The sequence below is a fragment of the Ramlibacter humi genome (genome assembly GCF_004681975.1).
GTDB lineage: Bacteria > Pseudomonadota > Gammaproteobacteria > Burkholderiales > Burkholderiaceae_C > Ramlibacter > Ramlibacter humi.
The window spans coordinates 104,040-120,480 of sequence record NZ_SMLK01000003.1 but is presented as its reverse complement, the minus strand read 5'-3'; the positions used below and the strand labels follow the sequence as shown (position 1 = coordinate 120,480).

At 70.7% G+C, this 16,441-nt stretch carries 19 protein-coding genes; 13 read left to right on the top strand and 6 right to left on the bottom strand.

Going from position 1 to position 16,441, the window contains the following annotated elements; all coding sequences use genetic code 11:
* The first annotated feature begins 30 nt into the window (after nt 1–30).
* The 3 genes from EZ216_RS11545 to EZ216_RS11535 all read left to right on the top strand — a co-directional run bounded on the left by EZ216_RS11545 (nt 31) and on the right by EZ216_RS11535 (nt 1,932).
* Nucleotides 31–705: a helix-turn-helix transcriptional regulator gene (locus EZ216_RS11545; RefSeq protein WP_135249919.1), complete on the top strand. Its 675-nt coding sequence runs from the start codon at nt 31–33 to the stop codon at nt 703–705.
* 11 nt (nt 706–716) lie between these two features.
* Nucleotides 717–1,451: a DUF1223 domain-containing protein gene (locus EZ216_RS11540; protein WP_239024349.1), complete on the top strand. Its 735-nt coding sequence runs from the start codon at nt 717–719 to the stop codon at nt 1,449–1,451.
* A gap of 109 nt (nt 1,452–1,560) precedes the next feature.
* Nucleotides 1,561–1,932 carry a VOC family protein gene (locus tag EZ216_RS11535; protein ID WP_135249918.1) on the top strand — a complete coding sequence of 124 codons (372 nt, stop codon included), beginning with the start codon at nt 1,561–1,563 and terminating at the stop codon, nt 1,930–1,932.
* A 3-nt stretch (nt 1,933–1,935) separates the two neighbouring features.
* Here EZ216_RS11535 and EZ216_RS11530 read toward each other — a convergent pair whose 3' ends face one another.
* Complete coding sequence (locus tag EZ216_RS11530; RefSeq protein WP_135249917.1) at nt 1,936–2,634, bottom strand: hypothetical protein; 699 nt, start codon at nt 2,632–2,634, stop codon at nt 1,936–1,938.
* A 101-nt stretch (nt 2,635–2,735) separates the two neighbouring features.
* On the opposite strand from EZ216_RS11530, the gene radA reads away from it, so the two are divergent.
* Genes radA through waaF form a run of 5 tightly spaced genes read left to right on the top strand, consistent with a single transcriptional unit; the run spans nt 2,736 to nt 6,768 of the window.
* Nucleotides 2,736–4,112 (top strand): DNA repair protein RadA, encoded by a 1,377-nt coding sequence (gene radA / locus EZ216_RS11525; protein ID WP_135249916.1) that lies wholly within the window; start codon nt 2,736–2,738, stop codon nt 4,110–4,112.
* 31 nt (nt 4,113–4,143) lie between these two features.
* Entirely contained in the window at nt 4,144–4,566 is a 423-nt protein-coding gene (locus EZ216_RS11520) for a glycerate kinase (protein ID WP_135249915.1), read from the top strand.
* A gap of 36 nt (nt 4,567–4,602) precedes the next feature.
* Entirely contained in the window at nt 4,603–5,538 is a 936-nt protein-coding gene (locus EZ216_RS11515) for a branched-chain amino acid transaminase (RefSeq protein WP_135249914.1), read from the top strand.
* Between the two features lie 2 nt (nt 5,539–5,540).
* Nucleotides 5,541–5,762: a zinc-finger domain-containing protein gene (locus tag EZ216_RS11510; RefSeq protein ID WP_135249913.1), complete on the top strand. Its 222-nt coding sequence runs from the start codon at nt 5,541–5,543 to the stop codon at nt 5,760–5,762.
* Nucleotides 5,763–5,766: 4 nt separating this feature from the next.
* Nucleotides 5,767–6,768, top strand: coding sequence for a lipopolysaccharide heptosyltransferase II (waaF, locus tag EZ216_RS11505; protein ID WP_135249912.1), 1,002 nt, complete (start codon nt 5,767–5,769; stop codon nt 6,766–6,768).
* Here the strand turns inward: waaF and EZ216_RS11500 are convergent.
* The gene (locus EZ216_RS11500; RefSeq protein WP_135249911.1) at nt 6,747–7,607 is read right to left on the bottom strand and encodes a LysR family transcriptional regulator; all 861 of its coding nucleotides are present in this window, start codon (nt 7,605–7,607) and stop codon (nt 6,747–6,749) included. The two genes, waaF and EZ216_RS11500, sit on opposite strands and share 22 nt — an antisense overlap.
* 66 nt (nt 7,608–7,673) lie before the next feature.
* Between EZ216_RS11500 and EZ216_RS11495 the strand changes: the two genes are divergently transcribed.
* On the top strand, nt 7,674–8,873 hold the full coding sequence (locus EZ216_RS11495) for a YbfB/YjiJ family MFS transporter (RefSeq protein WP_135249910.1): 1,200 nt from the start codon (nt 7,674–7,676) through the stop codon (nt 8,871–8,873).
* Nucleotides 8,866–9,483 carry a carboxymuconolactone decarboxylase family protein gene (locus EZ216_RS11490; protein WP_135249909.1) on the top strand — a complete coding sequence of 206 codons (618 nt, stop codon included), beginning with the start codon at nt 8,866–8,868 and terminating at the stop codon, nt 9,481–9,483. The genes EZ216_RS11495 and EZ216_RS11490 overlap by 8 nt, the downstream gene beginning before the upstream one ends.
* 4 nt (nt 9,484–9,487) lie before the next feature.
* On the opposite strand, the gene EZ216_RS11485 is transcribed toward EZ216_RS11490, so the two are convergent.
* Together EZ216_RS11485 and EZ216_RS11480 are read right to left on the bottom strand one after the other, a co-directional pair.
* The gene (locus EZ216_RS11485; RefSeq protein ID WP_135249908.1) at nt 9,488–10,672 is read right to left on the bottom strand and encodes a sensor histidine kinase; all 1,185 of its coding nucleotides are present in this window, start codon (nt 10,670–10,672) and stop codon (nt 9,488–9,490) included.
* Between the two features lie 6 nt (nt 10,673–10,678).
* Complete coding sequence (locus EZ216_RS11480; protein WP_135249907.1) at nt 10,679–11,389, bottom strand: response regulator; 711 nt, start codon at nt 11,387–11,389, stop codon at nt 10,679–10,681.
* 85 nt (nt 11,390–11,474) lie between these two features.
* Here EZ216_RS11480 and EZ216_RS11475 point away from each other — a divergent pair, with 85 nt between their 5' ends.
* Entirely contained in the window at nt 11,475–12,944 is a 1,470-nt protein-coding gene (locus tag EZ216_RS11475) for a class I adenylate-forming enzyme family protein (RefSeq protein WP_135249906.1), read from the top strand.
* Here EZ216_RS11475 and EZ216_RS11470 read toward each other — a convergent pair.
* Nucleotides 12,928–14,286 carry an AmpG family muropeptide MFS transporter gene (locus EZ216_RS11470; protein WP_135249905.1) on the bottom strand — a complete coding sequence of 453 codons (1,359 nt, stop codon included), beginning with the start codon at nt 14,284–14,286 and terminating at the stop codon, nt 12,928–12,930. The genes EZ216_RS11475 and EZ216_RS11470 overlap by 17 nt on opposite strands.
* 31 nt (nt 14,287–14,317) lie before the next feature.
* Here EZ216_RS11470 and EZ216_RS11465 point away from each other — a divergent pair, with 31 nt between their 5' ends.
* Both EZ216_RS11465 and pyrF read left to right on the top strand, forming a co-directional pair.
* Nucleotides 14,318–15,169, top strand: coding sequence for a M48 family metallopeptidase (locus EZ216_RS11465; RefSeq protein ID WP_135249904.1), 852 nt, complete (start codon nt 14,318–14,320; stop codon nt 15,167–15,169).
* A 107-nt stretch (nt 15,170–15,276) separates the two neighbouring features.
* Nucleotides 15,277–16,101, top strand: a complete 825-nt coding sequence (pyrF, locus tag EZ216_RS11460) for an orotidine-5'-phosphate decarboxylase (protein WP_135249903.1) — start codon at nt 15,277–15,279, stop codon at nt 16,099–16,101.
* Here the strand turns inward: pyrF and EZ216_RS11455 are convergent, their stop codons facing one another.
* The gene (locus EZ216_RS11455; protein ID WP_135249902.1) at nt 16,102–16,317 is read right to left on the bottom strand and encodes a DUF3606 domain-containing protein; all 216 of its coding nucleotides are present in this window, start codon (nt 16,315–16,317) and stop codon (nt 16,102–16,104) included. It lies immediately after the preceding gene.
* Between the last annotated feature and the right edge of the window lie 124 nt (nt 16,318–16,441).

Here is a 16,441-nt window from a genome sequence, read left to right as displayed (position 1 = left end):
CCCAAGGGGCTGCGGCGTATCCTCGTGTCCATGTCGCGTTCCCAGCGGTTGCTCCAGCTCATGCAGGTGCTGCGCGCCCACCGGGCGCCGGTGGCCGGCGCCGCACTGGCGCGCGAGATCGGCGTCAGCTTGCGCACGCTGTACCGCGACATCGCCACGCTGCAGGCGCATGGCGCCACCATCGAGGGCGAAGCGGGCGTGGGCTACGTGCTGCGGCCGCTGATGCTGACGGAGGAAGAGCTGGAAGCGCTGGTGCTGGGCGCGCGCTGGGTCGCGCGCCACACCGACGAGCGGCTGGCCCGCGCGGCGCGCGACGCTGTCGCCAAGATCGGCGCCGTGCTGCCGCCGGAACTGCGGCTGTCGCTGGAAAGCAATGCGCTGCTGGTGGCCAGGCCGGAGGCCGCCGCGCCCGGCGCCGACCTGGCGCTGCTGCGCGAGGCGATCCGCGAAGAGAGGAAGCTGCGGCTGCGGTACCGCGACGGGCAGGGGCGCGCCACGCGCCGCCTGGTGTGGCCTTTCGCGCTGGGCTTCTTCGAGCGCACGCGCATGCTCGCCGCCTGGTGCGAGACGCGCCGCGAGTTCCGCCATTTCCGCGCCGACCGCATCGAGTCCGCCGAGTTGCAGGCCGACCGCTACCCGCAGCGCCGCCAGGCGCTGATGCGGCAGTGGCGGCAGCAGGAGGGCATCGAGGCGCCGGCGCTTTGAAGGAGACTTCCATGGACCGTCCCATGTTCAAGGCCGCCGCCGCACTGCTCGCCACGTGCGCGGTGATGCAGGCGGCCGCCGCCACTTGCGAGGCGGTGTCGCGCCCGCAGCTCACGCCGGTGATCGAGCTGTACACCTCGGAAGGCTGCAGCTCCTGCCCGCCGGCCGACCGCTGGCTGAGCGGGCTGAAGTCCGCTGCGGCGCAGGGCCGCGTGGTGGCGCAGGCTTTCCACGTCGGCTACTGGGACTCCATGGGTTGGGTGGACCGGTTCGCGCTGGCGGCCAACACCGCGCGCCAGAAGGAGATCGCCGCCGCCAACCATGAAAGCGGCATCTACACGCCGCAGCTGGTGCGCAACGGCCAGGACTGGCGCGACTACGGGTCGGCGCTGGCCGTGCGCACGGAGCCGGCGCGCGCCGCGATCCGTCTGGCGGAACCCGAGCCGGGCCGCTTCGAGGCCACCGTCACGCCGGCGGACCCGGCGCAATCGTGGGCCGCGTACTGGACGGTGACCGAGCACGGCCACGCCAGCAAGGTGAAGGCCGGCGAGAACGCGGGCGAGTTCCTGCAGCACGATTTCGTCGTGCGCCAGTACGTGCCCGTGCCCGCGCAGCGCGGGCCGCAGACGCTGCAGCTGCGCGCCGTGCCGCGCGACGGCCAGGCCCCGCGGCAGGCCAACCTGGTGGTGTTCGACCCGAAGACCATGAAGCCGCTGCAGGCGCTGAGCCTGGCCTGCGCAGGCTGACCTCGCCCCGCATCATTCCGGCGCAGGCGGGAATCCAGGGCTCTTTGCTGCTGCCACTTTTTGGCAACACCGTTCCTAGCATCGCGTCTCCACCAGAAAGGAGACCGCCATGCCCCCGACCCACTTCATCCTGCTGCACGTGCAAGACCCTCTCGCGTCCGCGCGCTTCTACGCCCGCCTCCTCGGCCGCGAGCCGGTGGAGAGTGCGCCGACCTTCGCCATGCTCGAGTTCGCGCCCGGCGTGATGCTGGGCCTGTGGAAGCGCGACGGCGTGCAGCCCGCCGTGCGCGGCACGCCCGGCGCGGCGGAGCTGTCATGGGTGCTGCGGGACGAAACGCAGCTGCGCGACTGGCACGCTCGCTGGTCGGCTGACGGTGTGGCGATCGCGCAGCCGGTGACGAAGATGGACTTCGGCACCTGCTTTACCGCGCTGGACCCGGACGGGCACCGGCTGCGGCCTTTCGTGCCGGCTGTGGGCTGAGGCCTAAGGGCTCTGCCGCGCCGCCTGGCACCACGCTTCGGCGGCCGGCGGATCGACCGGCAGGAAGACTTTGCCGGTCCACTGCTTCGGCTCGCCGGCGAGCGCGGCCAGGTCCTGCGGTGTGAGCGACGCCTGCACCTGCAGCAAGGGGCCGCAGATGTTGGCCGCGACGTAGGCGCGCTCCTCCGGGGACTGCGCGAGTTCGCGCGCCGTGAGGAATTGCTCGTGCGCGCGTGAATATTCGTACGCCAGCCTGGCGCCGGGCTTGCGCACGGCTTCCACGTGCCACTGCATGGAACTGGCGCTCAGCGACAGCCGATGCAGCGTGGCCCGCTCGGCGCGGATCATGGCCAGGCCCAGACCGCCTGCGTTCTTGTAGACGATTTCTCCCGGGCTCAGGTTCACGTAGCCTTCCTTCTCCACGTGCAGCGAGCCGAACAGGCAGCCGAAGACGTCGCCGCGATCGAAGTAGTAGCGGCCTTGCGCATCCGTCGTCCTGGTCACCCTGCGCAGGACCTCGGAGCCTTCCAGTCCGCGGCTGGTTTCGCAGTCCAGCGTGACCTGGGCACCCGGCAGCGGCCGGTTGGTGTCGGCCTCCATCACCACGCTGCCGCCCGGCCCCAGCGCCGCCTGGCAATAAGCCAGCAAGGCCATCGCGCCGATCGCGCCGCCGATCTGCATCACCCTCTTCACCACGGTCACCCTCGTCTCCCTGCTTGCCAGGACGTCGTCCAGCCTAGATTGGGGGCGCGCGGATCGCGTCACCCGGGCGAGCCACGCGGCGGCGGCCCTACACTGCCCGCGTGGCGAAAGAGAAAACGAATTACGCGTGCAGCGAATGCGGGGGCACCACCCCCAAGTGGCAGGGCAAATGCCCCAACTGCGGCGCCTGGAACACACTGGTGGAAACGGCGGCCGAGACGCCCGCGGCGCAGCGGCACCGGTTCGCCTCGCTGGCGCCGACGGCGGCCGTCGCGGTGCTGGCCGACATCGAAGCTTCCGAGGTGGCGCGCACGCCCACCGGCATCGGCGAACTCGACCGCGTGCTGGGCGGCGGCATCGTCGAAGGCGGCGTGGTGCTGATCGGCGGCGATCCGGGCATCGGCAAGTCCACGCTGCTGCTGCAGGCGCTGGACGCGCTGCAGCGCGCGGGCACCAGCACGCTGTACGTGACGGGCGAGGAATCGGGCGCGCAGGTCGCGCTCCGTTCGCGCCGCCTGGGGCTGGACCAGTCGCAGGTGCGGGTGATGGCCGAGATCCAGCTGGAGCGCATTCTGTCGACCATGGCGGACGCCCATCCGGCCGTGTGCGTGATCGACTCCATCCAGACCGTGTACTCCGACCAGCTCACGTCCGCGCCGGGCTCGGTCGCGCAGGTGCGTGAATGCGCGGCGCACCTCACGCGCGCGGCCAAGGCCAGCGGCACGTCCATCGTGCTGGTGGGCCACGTCACCAAGGAAGGCGCGCTGGCGGGACCGCGCGTGCTGGAGCACATGGTGGACACCGTGCTCTATTTCGAAGGCGACACGCACAGCAGCTTCCGCCTGGTGCGCGCCATCAAGAACCGCTTCGGCGCGGTCAACGAGATCGGCGTGTTCGCCATGACCGAGAAGGGCCTGAAGGGCGTGGCCAATCCCAGCGCCATCTTCCTGTCGCAGCACGCCGAGCCGGTGCCCGGCAGCTGCGTGCTGGTGACGCTGGAAGGCACGCGCCCCATGCTGGTGGAAGTGCAGGCGCTGGTGGACACCGGCGGCCCCAGCCCGCGGCGGCTGTCGGTCGGCCTGGAGCGCGACCGCCTGGCCATGCTGCTGGCGGTGCTGCACCGGCACGCCGGCGTGGCCTGCCTGGACCAGGACGTGTTTGTCAATGCGGTGGGCGGCGTGCGCATCACCGAACCGGCGGCCGACCTGGCGGCCATGCTGGCCATCACGTCCTCCCTGCGTGGCAAGCCGCTGCCCAAGGGCTTCATCGCGTTCGGCGAAGTCGGCCTGGCCGGCGAAGTGCGTCCGGCCCCGCGCGGCCAGGAACGCCTGCGCGAAGCGGCCAAGCTGGGCTTTTCCGTCGCCGTCGTGCCCAAGGCCAACGCGCCGAAGAAGGGCTCCAAGGACATCGAGGGCCTGACCATCCACGCCGTGGACCGCATCGACGAGGCCCTGGACGCCGTCCGCGGCCTGGACTGAGCCCGCCCGCCTGCCCGGCGACAATCGCGGCATGAATTTCCAGCGAATCTTCGTGCCCATCCTGGGCGTGGCCCTGGTCGCCTGGGCCTGGTCGGCTTACGGCTGGGGCGGCGTGGCCCTGGTCCTGGCCGGCATGGTGATGTGGGTGTTGCTCAACTTCACCCGCATGACCGGGGTGCTGAAGCGCGCCGCCGACCAGCCCGTGGGCTATGTGGGCAGCGCGGTGATGCTCAACGCCAAGCTCAAGCCGGGCCTGACGCTGCTGCACGTCATCGGGCTGGCGCGGGCGCTGGGCGAGCAGCTGTCGCCCAAGGACGAGCAGCCGGAGATCTACCGCTGGACCGACGGCACCGCGTCCAGCGTCAGCTGCGAGTTCGTGAATGGCAAGCTGGCGAAGTGGACGCTGGTGCGGCCCCGGTCCGAGGCGCCCGCCCCGGAAACACCGGCTCAGTAAAATCCCCGGTTTGCATCCCACCCCCAAGGACGAGACATGAGCGCACTGCCTTCCATGGCCGACCGCGACGGCAAGATCTGGATGGACGGCGAGCTGGTCGACTGGCGCGACGCCAAGATCCACGTGCTGACCCACACGCTGCACTACGGCTGCGGCGCTTTCGAGGGCGTCCGCGCGTACAACACCGTCAACGGCACCGCCATCTTCCGCCTGCAGGAACACACCGACCGCCTCTTCAACAGCGCCAAGATCCTGCGCATGCAGCTGCCCTTCTCCAAGGAGCAGGTGAACGAAGCGCAGAAGCAGGTCGTGCGCGCCAACAAGCTGGACAGCTGCTACCTGCGCCCGCTCACCTGGATCGGCTCGCAGAAGCTGGGCATCAGCCCCAAGGGCAACCAGGTCCACCTGATGGTGGCGGCCTGGGCCTGGGGCGCCTACCTGGGCGAAGAAGGCATGAAGCGCGGCATCCGCGTGAAGACCTCCAGCTACACCCGCCACCACGTCAACATCACCATGACGCAGGCCAAGGCGGTGAGCAACTACAGCAACTCCATCCTGGCCAACATGGAAGCGCTGGACGACGGCTACGACGAGGCGCTGCTGCTGGACAGCTCGGGCTTCGTCAGCGAGGGCGCCGGCGAGAACGTGTTCGTGGTCAAGGACGGCGTGGTGTACACGCCCGACCTGTCGGCCGGCGCGCTGAACGGCATCACGCGCAACACCGTGTTCCACATCTGCCAGGACCTGGGCATCCAGCTGGTGCAAAAGCGCATCACGCGCGACGAGATCTACATCGCCGACGAGGCTTTCTTCACCGGCACCGCCGCCGAAGTCACGCCCATCCGCGAACTGGACCGCGTGGAGATCGGCGCCGGCTCGCGCGGCCCCGTCACCGAGAAGATCCAGTCGGCGTTCTTCGACATCGTGAACGGGCGCAACCCCAAGTACGCGCACTGGCTCACCAAGGTCTGACCATGGACGCAACTGCGAAGAACCAGGCGGTGGTCGAGCTGGCCGCCAGCGACCTGAACGGCAACGGCGGCGTGTTCTGCCCCAGCCCCATCGCGGGCATGAAGCTCTGGAACACGCATCCGCGCGTGTTCCTGGACATCGCCACCAGCGGTGAGGCGAGGTGCGCGTACTGCGGCACCGTCTACAAGCTCAAGCCGGGCGAGCACGTCGGCGGCCACCACTGATCCCGTGACCCGGTCGCTGGTCATCGCCCCGCAATGGATCGGCGATGCCGTGATGACCGAGCCGCTGCTGCGGCGGCTGCACGCGCACGGTGAGCGGCTGACGGTGGGCGCGGTGCCCTGGGTGGCGCCGGTCTACCGCGCGATGCCGCAGGTCGACGAGGTCATCGAGTTTCCTTTCCAGCATGGCGGCCTGCAATGGGCCGCGCGCCGGCGCCTGGGGCGCGAGCTGCACGGCCGCTTCGACGCGGCTTACGTGCTGCCCAATTCGCTGAAGAGCGCGCTGCTGCCTTTCCTGTCAGGCATCCCGCGCCGCGTCGGCTATCTGGGCGAAGCGCGCGTGGGGCTGCTCACGCACCGGCTCAAGAATCCGAAGAACCGGCCGCCGATGGTGGCGTTCTATTCGGCATTGAGCGGCGATCGCGAAGGGCTGGAACACGACCGGCCCGCTCTGCACCTGCCTCCGGAGGCCATCGAAGCGGCGCTGGCGGCGCAAGGCCTGCAACGCGGCGGGTACGTGGTGTTCGCGCCGGGCGCGGAGTTCGGCCCGTCCAAGCGCTGGCCCGCCGAGCACTACGCGCAGGTCGCCGCGGCCTGGCCGCAGCCGGTGCTGCTGCTGGGGTCCGGCAAGGACTCGCCGGTGTGCGAAGAGATCGCGCAGGCCGCGCCCAACGCGCGCAACCTGGCGGGCCGCACGTCGCTGGCGGAAGCGTTCGCGCTGATCGCCGGCGCGCGCGCGATGGCCAGCAACGACTCGGGCCTGATGCACGTGGCGGCCGCCTTCGGTTTGCCGCAGGTGGCGCTGTTCGGTTCGTCCAGCCCGCACCACACGCCGCCGCTGAACGACCGCGCCACCATCGTGTGGCTGAAGGAAGACCCGCAATACCAGCCGCCGCTGGATTGCGCGCCGTGCTTCGCGCGCGAGTGCCCGCTGGGGCACCACCGCTGCCTGCGCGACCTGGCGCCGGCGCGCGTGTCGGCCCTGCTTCAGGCCGCCAGCAACGCCTGAAGCCGCTCCAGCGCTGTGGAGGGCGTGCCGTTCCACACCAGGTGCGTGTGGTTGCGGCGGAAGCGCGCGGGCAGTTCGTGCTGGCGCACCTCCGCACCCGAGCGCAGCGAGGCCAGCAGCGATTTCGGCACGATGGCGAAGCCGGTGCCCGCCGCCACGCAGGCGATCATGGCCTGGTACGACGCGAACTCCAGTGTGCGAGCGGGCATCACCGCCGACGCGCCCAGCCACTCTTCCACGCGCTTGCGGTACGAGCAGCCGGTGGCGAAAGCGATGAGCGTCAGCCCCTGCAGGTCGGCGGCGCGCCGCACTTCCGGGATGTCGCGCGGCGTGATGAGCACCAGCTCTTCCTCGAACACCTTCCGCGACGACAGGCCCGGCGCGCTGAAGGGCTCGGAGACGAACGCCGCTTCCAGTTCGAAGTTGGTCACGCGCTGGATGAGTGCGCCGGTGGTGCCGGTGGCCAGTTCCACCACCACGGCCGGGTACTGGCGGTGGTACTTCGACAGGATGGGCGCCAGGCGGCTGCCGGCGGTGCTCTCCAGCGAACCGATGCGGAAGGCGCCCATGGGCTGGCCGGTGCGCAGCTCGCTCTCCGCTTCCTCGGCCAGGCGGAACAGGCGCTGCGTGTACGACATCAGCACTTCGCCTTCGGGCGACAGCACGATGCCGCGGCCTTGCCGGCGGAAGAGCGGCAGGCCCAGGCGCTCTTCCAGCTGCTTGATGCGCGTGGTGACGTTCGATTGAACGCGGCCCAGCTTGCCGGCCGCGCGGTTGATGCCGCCTTCCTGCACCACGGCGCGGAAGATCTCCAGCGAGTCCAGGTCGATCGTTCTCATGGCGAGAATGTTCTTTCCGAAAAATTCATTTGTGCGTGAGGGTCATTCTGGTTGTAATGGCCCGCCATGGCAAACGCCGCCGAACCGAAACCGCTTCCCGCCTGGGCCCTGGGCGTGGCCGGGCTGCTGTCGCTGGCCGTCGCGATGGGCATCGGCCGCTTCGCCTTCACGCCCATGCTGCCGCTCATGGTGCAGGCCGGGCAGCTGGACGTGGGCGGCGGCGGCTGGCTGGCCGCGGCCAACTACGCGGGCTACCTGGCGGGCGCGCTGATCGCCGCGCGCACCGGCTGGCCGGCGGCGCGCCTGGCCGTCGTCGCGTTGCTGTCCACGGCGGCGCTGACCGCGGCGATGGCGCTGCAGGGCCCGCTGGCCTGGTGGGCGCTGCTGCGCTTCCTGGCGGGAGGCGCCAGTGCATGGGCTTTTGTCGGCACCAGCCTGTGGTGTTTGTCGGCGCTGGCAGCGCGTGGTGCGGCCGCGTGGAGCAGCGCGTTCTATTCGGGTGTGGGCGGTGGCATTGCATTGGCGGGGCTGTATTGCCTGGTGGCTGGCTCGGCCGGCTGGCAGGCTCAGCTGATGTGGCTGCAGCTGGGCGCACTGGCCGTGGTGCTTTCCGTGCCGGTGCTCCTTGTGCTGGCAAAGCTGCCGCCTGCCGCAGCGGCAACCGCCAGTGCCGGCCCCGCGCAAGCAACCAGCCGCCATCGCGGCCTGGTGCTTTGCTATGCCGTGCTGGGCTTCGGCTACATCCTGCCCGCGACGTTCCTGCCCGTGATGGCGCGCTCCATCGTGCAGGACCCCAAACTCTTCGGCCTGGCGTGGCCGGTGTTCGGCATCACGGCCGCCATCTCGACGCTGGTCGCCGCGCGCGTGCTCCAGCGTTACTCCCGTCTGCAGGTGTGGGCGGTGTCGCACGCGCTGATGGCCGCCGGCGTGCTGCTGCCCAGCCTGTGGCTGGGCAGCGTGACCATCGCGCTGTCGGCGCTGCTGGTCGGCGGCACCTTCATGGTCGTCACGCTGGCCGGCATCCAGGAGATCCGCGCGCGCACTCCGGGCAACGCGACGGCCGCGGTCGGCCGCATGACCGCCGCTTTCGCGCTGGGCCAGATCGCGGGCCCGGTGGCTTCGTCGCTGCTGCTGCAGCTGTCGCCCGCGCACGGCTTGACGCTGGCGCTGCAGGCCGGCGCGGTGGTGCTGGTCGCCAGCGCCGTGTGGCTGTGGCGCGAGACCGCGCCCACCGTTTCCATTTCAGAGGAGAAGCGACATGCCTGAATCCAGTGTCCCCGACGCGCTGCGCCAAGGTTCCACCCAGCCCTGGACCGAACGCCTGCCGCTGCCGCCGGCGGAGAAGATGACGCCGGAGCAGCGCGCCGCCGCGCAGGCGCTGATCGACAGCCCGCGCAAGGGCGTGTTCGGTCCCTTTCTGCCGCTAATGCAAAGCCCAAAGCTTCTGGACCGCGTGGCGAAGGTGGGCGAGTACCTGCGCTTCGAAAGCGTGCTGGACGCGCGCGTGCGCGAGCTGTGCACCTGCGCCACCGCGCGCCACGTGGGCAACCAGTTCGAATGGCACATGCATGCGCCGCTGGCCATCAAGGCCGGCGTCGACGCCGGCGCGATCGACGCGCTGCGCCAGGGCGCGCGGCCCTCGTCCGGCCTGAAGGACGACGAAGCCCTGGCACTGGACTTCACGCAGGAGCTGCTGAACACCAACGGGGTCAGCGACCTCACCTACGGCCGCGCGGTGAAGCAGTTCGGCGAGCAGGGCGTGGTGGAGCTGGCCTCGCTGGTGGGCTATTTCGCGATGGTCAACTGGGTGATGAACGTGGCCCGCACGCCGGCGCAGGCCTCGTCGGGCGAGGCCATGCGCCCGTTCCCGCTCTGAGCGATTACGCCGGCAACCGCAGCACGAACACCGCACCGCCGCCTTCGCGGTCTTCGCAATGCACCGTGCCGTGGTGGCGCTGCGCGATGGACCGCACCAGCGCCAGACCCAGGCCCACGCCGCCTTCGCGCTCACTGGCGCCGGGCAGGCGGTAGAACGGTTCGAAGATGCGTTCGCGCTGCGGCGGCGGCACGCCCGGGCCGCGGTCGGCCACGCGCACCACCGCGTATCCGCCTTCGCGGCGCACGTCGATCTCCACCGGACCGGTGGTGTAGCGCCGCGCGTTCTCCAGCAGGTTGCGCACCGCGCGGCGCAGCAGCTTGACCACGCCGTTGGCCTGCACCACCTCGCCGCCGTCGATGACCAGCTCGGCGCCCGAGCGCGCGCTTTCTTCCGCGGCCAGCCCGGTGAGGTCCACCGGCTCGAAGGTGCCGACGTCGCTTTCGCGCGCGTCCAGCCGGCTGGCCAGCAGGATCTCGTCGATCAGTTGGTCGAGTTCGGCGATGCTGCGCAGGATCTCCTGCCGCTGCGTGGGCGTGGGCGGGCCGTCCATCAGTTCCATGCCCATGCGGATGCGCGCCAGCGGCGAGCGCAGCTCGTGCGACGCGTTGGCCAGCAGCGACTTGTGGCTCTTGACCAGCGTCTCCACGCGTTCGGCCGCGTGGTTGAAGCGGGCGGCGAGGAAGGCGACCTCGTCGGTGCCGCTCTGGTCGACGCGCGCGGCCAGGTCGCCTTCGCCCCAGCGCTCGACGCCGGTGCGCAGGTTCTCCAGCCGGTGCGTCAGGCGCCGGATGAACGGATAGGTGGCGATGACGACGGCGATGGCCACGATGCCCAGCAACCAGAACAACCCGGTGGGGCCGCCCGGCAGGAACGGCCCGACGCCCGGAGGCCCTTCGCCCGCGCGGCGCGGCCGCGGCGGGATCTGCACGACGATCGTGCGCCCGTCCTTCATCGGCACGTCGATCACCAGGCCCTGGCCCGGCACGCGGGGCCGCTGCAGGGTGCCTTGGCCGAGCACGTCGCCGGCTTCGTTGCGCAGGATGATCTCGCGCGGCGGCGTGCTTTGCTCGCTGCGCACCTGCTCGCGATAGGCCTGCCACAGGGCGCCGAAGGCGATGGTGAGCACGGCCACGGCGGCGATGACCGCGAGCCAGACCCGCAGGTACAGCGGCAGGCGCAACTTCATTCTTCGTCAGTCTTGCTGTTTGGCGAACACGTAGCCCACGCCGCGCACGGTGACGATGCGCTTGGGGTTCTTCACGTCGGCTTCGATGGCCGCGCGGATGCGGCCCATGTGCACGTCGATGGAGCGGTCGAACGCTTCCAGCTCGCGGCCGCGCACGGCTTCCATGATCTGGTCGCGCGTGAGCACGCGGCCGGCGCGTTCGGCCAGCGCGACCAGCAGGTCGAACTGGTAGGAGGTGAGCTCGCGCATCTCGCCGCCGACGGTGACGGTGCGCGCGTCGCGGTCGATCTCCAGCGAGCCGAAGCGCATGCGCTTGGCCGTGGGCGGCGCGCCTTCGCCGCGGCGGCGCAGGATGGCGCGCACGCGCGCCAGCAGCTCGCGCGGCTCGAAAGGCTTGGGCAGGTAGTCGTCGGCGCCCAGTTCCAGGCCGACGATGCGGTCCATGGGGTCGCCCTTGGCGGTGAGCATCAGCACCGGCACGCGCGCGGCGTCGCCCGGCATCGAGCGGATGCGCCGGCAGACTTCCAGCCCGTCGAGGTCCGGCAGCATCAGGTCCAGGATCACCAGGTCGGGCAGCGAGCCGGGCGGCTCCTGCAACAGGTCGAGCCCGCCCTTGGCGTCGCCCGCCTTGGTCACGGAAAAGCCCGAGCGCTCGAGGTACTCGCCGACCATCTGCGCCAAGCGGGCATCGTCTTCGATCATCAGGAGTTGCTGCATGGGGCTATGGTAGTCACAGGTGCTGCCACGGTGAGCATCCGGGGGCCGCGGCAAAGGGGCTTGTCCCAGCGGTAAAGTTAGGTAAATGGCCGTTGCCGGTTCCGAACCCACCTCGCTGTCCGCGGTGCCGGCGCACCACGCGGCGCATCAGGCCGATGCGCCCGCGCTGCGGTTCGAGGGCCGCACCTTCACCTGCGGCGAGCTGGCGGCCTGGTCCGATGCGCTGGCGGGGCGCTTGTGGCACGAGTGGGGCGTGCGGTCCGGCGACCGCGTGGCCTGGCTCGGACTCAACCATGTGGCGCAACTGGCACTGCTGTTCGCGCTGGCGCGCCTGGGCGCCATCCTGCTGCCGCTGAATTTCCGGCTGGCGCCGGCGGAGTGGTCGGCGCAGCTGGCCGAATGCGGGCCGCTGCGCCTGGTGCACGACGATTCGTTCGAAGCCGCCGCGCGAGAGCTCGCTGCCAAATACGGACTGGCGCTACATCCCGTTGGCGAGCTGGAAGGCAGCGGCCCGCCCGCACCGGACCATTCCGGCGACGACGCGGCGGTGCTGCTGGTCTACACGTCCGGCACCACCAGCCGGCCCAAGGCCGCGGTGCACACGCAGGGCAACCTGCTGGCCAACATGCGCATCGCGTCGCTGGTGCAGCGCATGACGCCCGACGACCGCGTGCTCACCGTGCTGCCGCTGTTCCACGTCGGCGGCCTGTGCATCCAGACGCTGCCCGCGCTGTACGCGGGCGCGCAGGTGCAGTTGCACGCGCGCTTCGCGCCCGACGCGGTGTTCGATTCGCTCGAGACTTTCGCGCCGACGCTCACGCTGCAAGTGCCGGCGACGATGAAAGCACTCATCGAACATCCGCGCTGGGCCGGGGCGCCGCTGTCCGGCCTGCGCGCGGTGTGGGCCGGTTCCAGCCTGCTGCCCGCGCCGCTGGTGCACGCCTTCCATGCGCGCGGGGTGCCGGTCTGCAACGTGTACGGCGCCACCGAAACGGGACCGTTCTCCATCGCGCTCCAGCCTGAACACGCCATGAACCACGTCGGCAGCTGCGGCTGGCCCGCGCCGGGGGTGGAGGCGCGGCTGGCCGTCGCGTCCGGCGGCGACCTGTGGCTGCGCGGGCCCAACATCGTGCGCCGCTACTGGCCCGACCAGGCCGCCTGCGACGCCGAAGGCTGGTTCAACACCGGCGACCTGGCGCGGCAGGCCGCGGACGGCAGCTACACCATCGTGGGCCGGTCGAAAGAGCTGATCATCTCGGGCGGCGAGAACATCCATCCGGCCGAAATCGAGGCGCCGCTGTCGGAGCACCCGGATGTTGCGGAATGCGCCGCATTCGGTGTCCCCGACCCTGACTGGGGCGAAGCGGCGGCCATCGCGGTGGTGCTGCGCGAGGGTTCGTCCGTCACCGACGAAGAGCTGCGGGCCTACCTGGCGCAACGCATCGCGAAGTTCAAGCTGCCGCGCCACTGGGTGCGCGTGGAGCAGTTGCCGAAGACCGCGCTGGGCAAGGTGCAGCGCACGCAGCTGGCCGCGCTGCTCAGGGCGAAGCGGTAGCCACCTGCGCCGGCGCGGCGCGCACCCGCCCCGCCAGCCACACCAGCACCAGCACCGGCAGGCCCAGGCAGGCGGTGGCCAGGAAGAAGTGGCTGTAGCCGAAGGCTTCCACGTACCGGCCGGAGAACCCGGCCAGCCACTTGGGCAGCAGCAGCATGATGGAGCTGAACAGCGCGTACTGCGTGGCCGAGTAGTTGACGTTCGTCAGGCTGGACAGGTAGGCGATGAACGCGGCGGAGGCGATGCCCGATGAGAGGTTGTCCGCGGAGATCACGGCCACCAGCGCGCCGACGTCGTGGCCGCGCGTGCCCAGCCAGGCGAACAGCAGGTTGCTGCCGGCGCTGAGCGCGGCGCCCAGCATCATCACCCGCATGACGCCCAGCCGCAGCGCGAGGATGCCGCCGACAAAGGTGCCGGCCAGGGTCATGATGACGCCGAACACCTTGGTCACCGCCGCGACCTCATCCTTGGTGTAGCCCATGTCGGCATAGAACGGGTTGGCCATGATGCCCATCACGACGTCGCTGATGCGGTAGATGGCGATGAGTGCCAGCACGACCACGGCCTGTGTGCCGTAGCGCCGCAGGAAATCGGCGAAGGGCTCCACCACGGTATCCCGCAGCCATTGCGCCGCGTCGCGCGCGGGCGGCAGTTCGCGCCGCATGGGCTCGGGCGACAGCAGCACGGTGAGCACGCCGACCACCATCGACGACGCCATCGCGAAGTACGCGGTGCGCCAGGCTTCGTGCTGGTAGCCGGTGACGCCCGGCACTTCGGCCCGCGCGGCGACCCAGAACACGCCGGCGCCGGCCCAGATCATCGCCAGCCGGTAGCCGGTCTGGTACGCCGCGGCCAGCGCGCCTTGCCGGTTGACGTCGGCCGACTCGATGCGGAACGCATCCAGCGCGATGTCCTGGGTGGCCGACGCGAACGCGACCGCCAGTGCGCACAGCGCGACGGCCGTGCGGTCGATCTTGGGGTCGAACCAGGCCATGCCGCACAGGCCGGCGACGATGCCCAGCTGCGACAGCAGCAGCCAGCTTCTTCGCCGGCCCAGCGTGCGCGTCAGCACCGGCAGGGGGAGACGGTCCACCAGCGGCGCCCAGGCCCACTTGAAGGCGTACGCGAGGCCGACCCACGACAGGTAGCCGATGGTGGCGAGGTCCACGCCCGCTTCGCGCAGGCGGTAGCTGAGGGTGCCCAGGACCAGGAGCAGCGGCAGGCCGGCCGAGAACCCGAGCGCGAGCATGCGCAGGGTGGGCGGTTCGAGATAGACCTTGAAGCTGGCGGCCCAGCCCGCGGGGCGGCTCGTCTGAGGCGGCGGGGGGACGTTGTCTGACATCTGCTGGGGTGTGCCTGTTTATTATTGCCGCATGTGCCAGCTCTGCTACGCCCGCACCTCCCCGTGGATGCCGCGCCGCGGCTTCCTTGCCCTGGCCGGTGTGGCGGCCACGCAGTCGGCCCTCGCGCAGGTGGACGTCGGCCCGCCCTCGAAGGCGCGCAGCCTGGTGCCCGCCGAGGAGATCGAGGCCGCCGCCGCGCAGCAGTATTCGCAGATGCTGGCGCAGGCCAAGCAGCAGGGCGCGCTGGCGCCGGACAACTACCCGCAGCTGCAGCGGCTTCGCTACATCGCTTCGCGCCTGATCCCGCAAAGCCTGCGCTGGAACGACCGTGCCAAGAGCTGGCGCTGGGAAGTCAACCTGCTGGGCAGCAAGGAGATCAACGCGTTCTGCATGCCGGGCGGCAAGATCGCCGTGTACACCGGCCTGCTCGACCAGCTGAAGCTGACCGACGACGAGTGCGCGATGGTGGTGGGGCACGAGATCGGGCATGCCGTGCGCGAGCACGCGCGCTCGCGCGTCGCCAAGGAGCAGGGCACGGGCACGCTGCTGCAGCTGGGCGCGCAGCTGTTCGGGCTGGGCCAGCTGGGCGACGTGGCGGCCAACATCGGCACCCAGCTGATCACGCTGCGCTTCTCGCGCGAGGACGAAACCGAAGCCGACCTGGTCGGCCTGGAGATGGGCGCGCGCGCGGGCTACAACCCGCAGGGCGCGGTCACGCTGTGGGAGAAGATGGGCCAGGCTTCCGGCGGCAGCCAGGGACCCGCCTTCCTGTCCACGCACCCGAGCGGAGCCGACCGCCTGGCCCGCCTGCGCGACAACATCCCGAAGGTGATGGGCCTCTACCAGCAGGCCGTGGCCAACTCGCCGCCGGTGAAGCACTAGCCTGGACCGCTTTCCGCGCGGCCCGCAAAGGCCGCAGCACCGACGCGATCGCCGCCATCGTCAGCACGACGGCGGCCAGTCGCGGGGCGATCCTTAAAATCGCCGGCATGACTTTCCTCGAGATGCTGCAGGGTGCGCAGGAGCGCAACGGCTCGATGCTGTGCGTGGGGCTGGACCCGGAACCGAAGCGCTTCCCGGGCGCGCTGAAGGGCGACGCCGGCCGCATCTACGACTTCTGCGCGCGCATCGTCGACGCCACGGCGGACCTCGCCATCGCGTTCAAGCCGCAGATCGCCTACTTCGCCGCGCACCGCGCGGAGCAGCAGCTGGAAAAGCTGGTGGCGCACATGCGCAGCACCGCGCCGCACGTGCCCGTGATCCTGGACGCCAAGCGCGGCGACATCGGTTCCACCGCGGAGCAGTACGCGGTGGAAGCCTTCGAGCGTTACGGCGCCGACGCGGTGACGCTGTCGCCGTTCATGGGCTTCGATTCGGTGCAGCCTTACCTGAAGTACGAAGGCAAGGGCGCGTTCCTGTTGTGCCGCACGTCCAACCCCGGTGGGGACGACCTGCAGAACCAGCGGCTCGGCTCCATCGAAGGCAGCCCGCTGCTGTACGAGCACGTGGCGAAGCTGGCGCAGGGGCCATGGAACCTGAACGGCCAGCTGGGGCTGGTGGTGGGCGCCACCTATCCCGTGGAGATCGAGCGCGTGCGCGCCATCGCGCCCAGGCTGCCGCTGCTGATCCCCGGCGTGGGCGCTCAGGGCGGCGACGCGGCCGCCACGGTGCGCGCGGGCTGGCGCGCCGATGCGCCCATCGTCGTCAATTCGTCGCGCGCGATCCTGTACGCGTCGTCCGGCGACGACTTCGCCGACGCGGCGCGCGCGGAAGCGCGCCGCACGCGCGACCTGCTGGCCGCCTCGCGCCCCTGATCACTTCGCGCCGAGTTCGTGCACGCGGTCCGAGTTGGTCGTGCTGCGCGCGCCCTTGAGGTGCAGTTCCACGTCGGTGGCGCGGTCGCCGACCGCGCGCACCGCTTCGCGCAGCTGGTCTTCGCTGGCGTCCAGCTTGCGGGCCCAGTGGACGCGGGCCTGCGGGTTGTCCATGTCGATGCGTTCGGGCTGCACGCCCGGGGTCTGGTCTTTCATGGCGGCTCCTTTCGGCCAAGGTAGCGCGCAAGGACGCCGCAGGCTGTAGGCGAGGGCCGCAGGGCGTGGTTCAGCCGCGCCCCGGCGGCCCGCCGGCGCCATCCGGTAGCCGCCTTCGGCCGGC

Bases quoted from the DNA above. Each gene is read 5' to 3' on its own strand.
- EZ216_RS11535 (WP_135249918.1), top strand. From the start codon at position 1,561: ATGCCCCCGACCCACTTCATCCTGCTGCACGTGCAAGACCCTCTCGCG.
- EZ216_RS11500 (WP_135249911.1), bottom strand. From the start codon at position 7,607: ATGAGAACGATCGACCTGGACTCGCTGGAGATCTTCCGCGCCGTGGTG.
- EZ216_RS11520 (WP_135249915.1), top strand. From the start codon at position 4,144: ATGAATTTCCAGCGAATCTTCGTGCCCATCCTGGGCGTGGCCCTGGTC.
- EZ216_RS11540 (WP_239024349.1), top strand. From the start codon at position 717: ATGGACCGTCCCATGTTCAAGGCCGCCGCCGCACTGCTCGCCACGTGC.
- EZ216_RS11475 (WP_135249906.1), top strand. From the start codon at position 11,475: ATGGCCGTTGCCGGTTCCGAACCCACCTCGCTGTCCGCGGTGCCGGCG.
- pyrF (WP_135249903.1), top strand. From the start codon at position 15,277: ATGACTTTCCTCGAGATGCTGCAGGGTGCGCAGGAGCGCAACGGCTCG.
- EZ216_RS11490 (WP_135249909.1), top strand. From the start codon at position 8,866: ATGCCTGAATCCAGTGTCCCCGACGCGCTGCGCCAAGGTTCCACCCAG.
- EZ216_RS11545 (WP_135249919.1), top strand. From the start codon at position 31: ATGTCGCGTTCCCAGCGGTTGCTCCAGCTCATGCAGGTGCTGCGCGCC.
- EZ216_RS11480 (WP_135249907.1), bottom strand. From the start codon at position 11,389: ATGCAGCAACTCCTGATGATCGAAGACGATGCCCGCTTGGCGCAGATG.
- EZ216_RS11485 (WP_135249908.1), bottom strand. From the start codon at position 10,672: ATGAAGTTGCGCCTGCCGCTGTACCTGCGGGTCTGGCTCGCGGTCATC.
- EZ216_RS11455 (WP_135249902.1), bottom strand. From the start codon at position 16,317: ATGAAAGACCAGACCCCGGGCGTGCAGCCCGAACGCATCGACATGGAC.
- EZ216_RS11495 (WP_135249910.1), top strand. From the start codon at position 7,674: ATGGCAAACGCCGCCGAACCGAAACCGCTTCCCGCCTGGGCCCTGGGC.
- EZ216_RS11470 (WP_135249905.1), bottom strand. From the start codon at position 14,286: ATGTCAGACAACGTCCCCCCGCCGCCTCAGACGAGCCGCCCCGCGGGC.
- EZ216_RS11515 (WP_135249914.1), top strand. From the start codon at position 4,603: ATGAGCGCACTGCCTTCCATGGCCGACCGCGACGGCAAGATCTGGATG.
- EZ216_RS11510 (WP_135249913.1), top strand. From the start codon at position 5,541: ATGGACGCAACTGCGAAGAACCAGGCGGTGGTCGAGCTGGCCGCCAGC.
- EZ216_RS11465 (WP_135249904.1), top strand. From the start codon at position 14,318: ATGTGCCAGCTCTGCTACGCCCGCACCTCCCCGTGGATGCCGCGCCGC.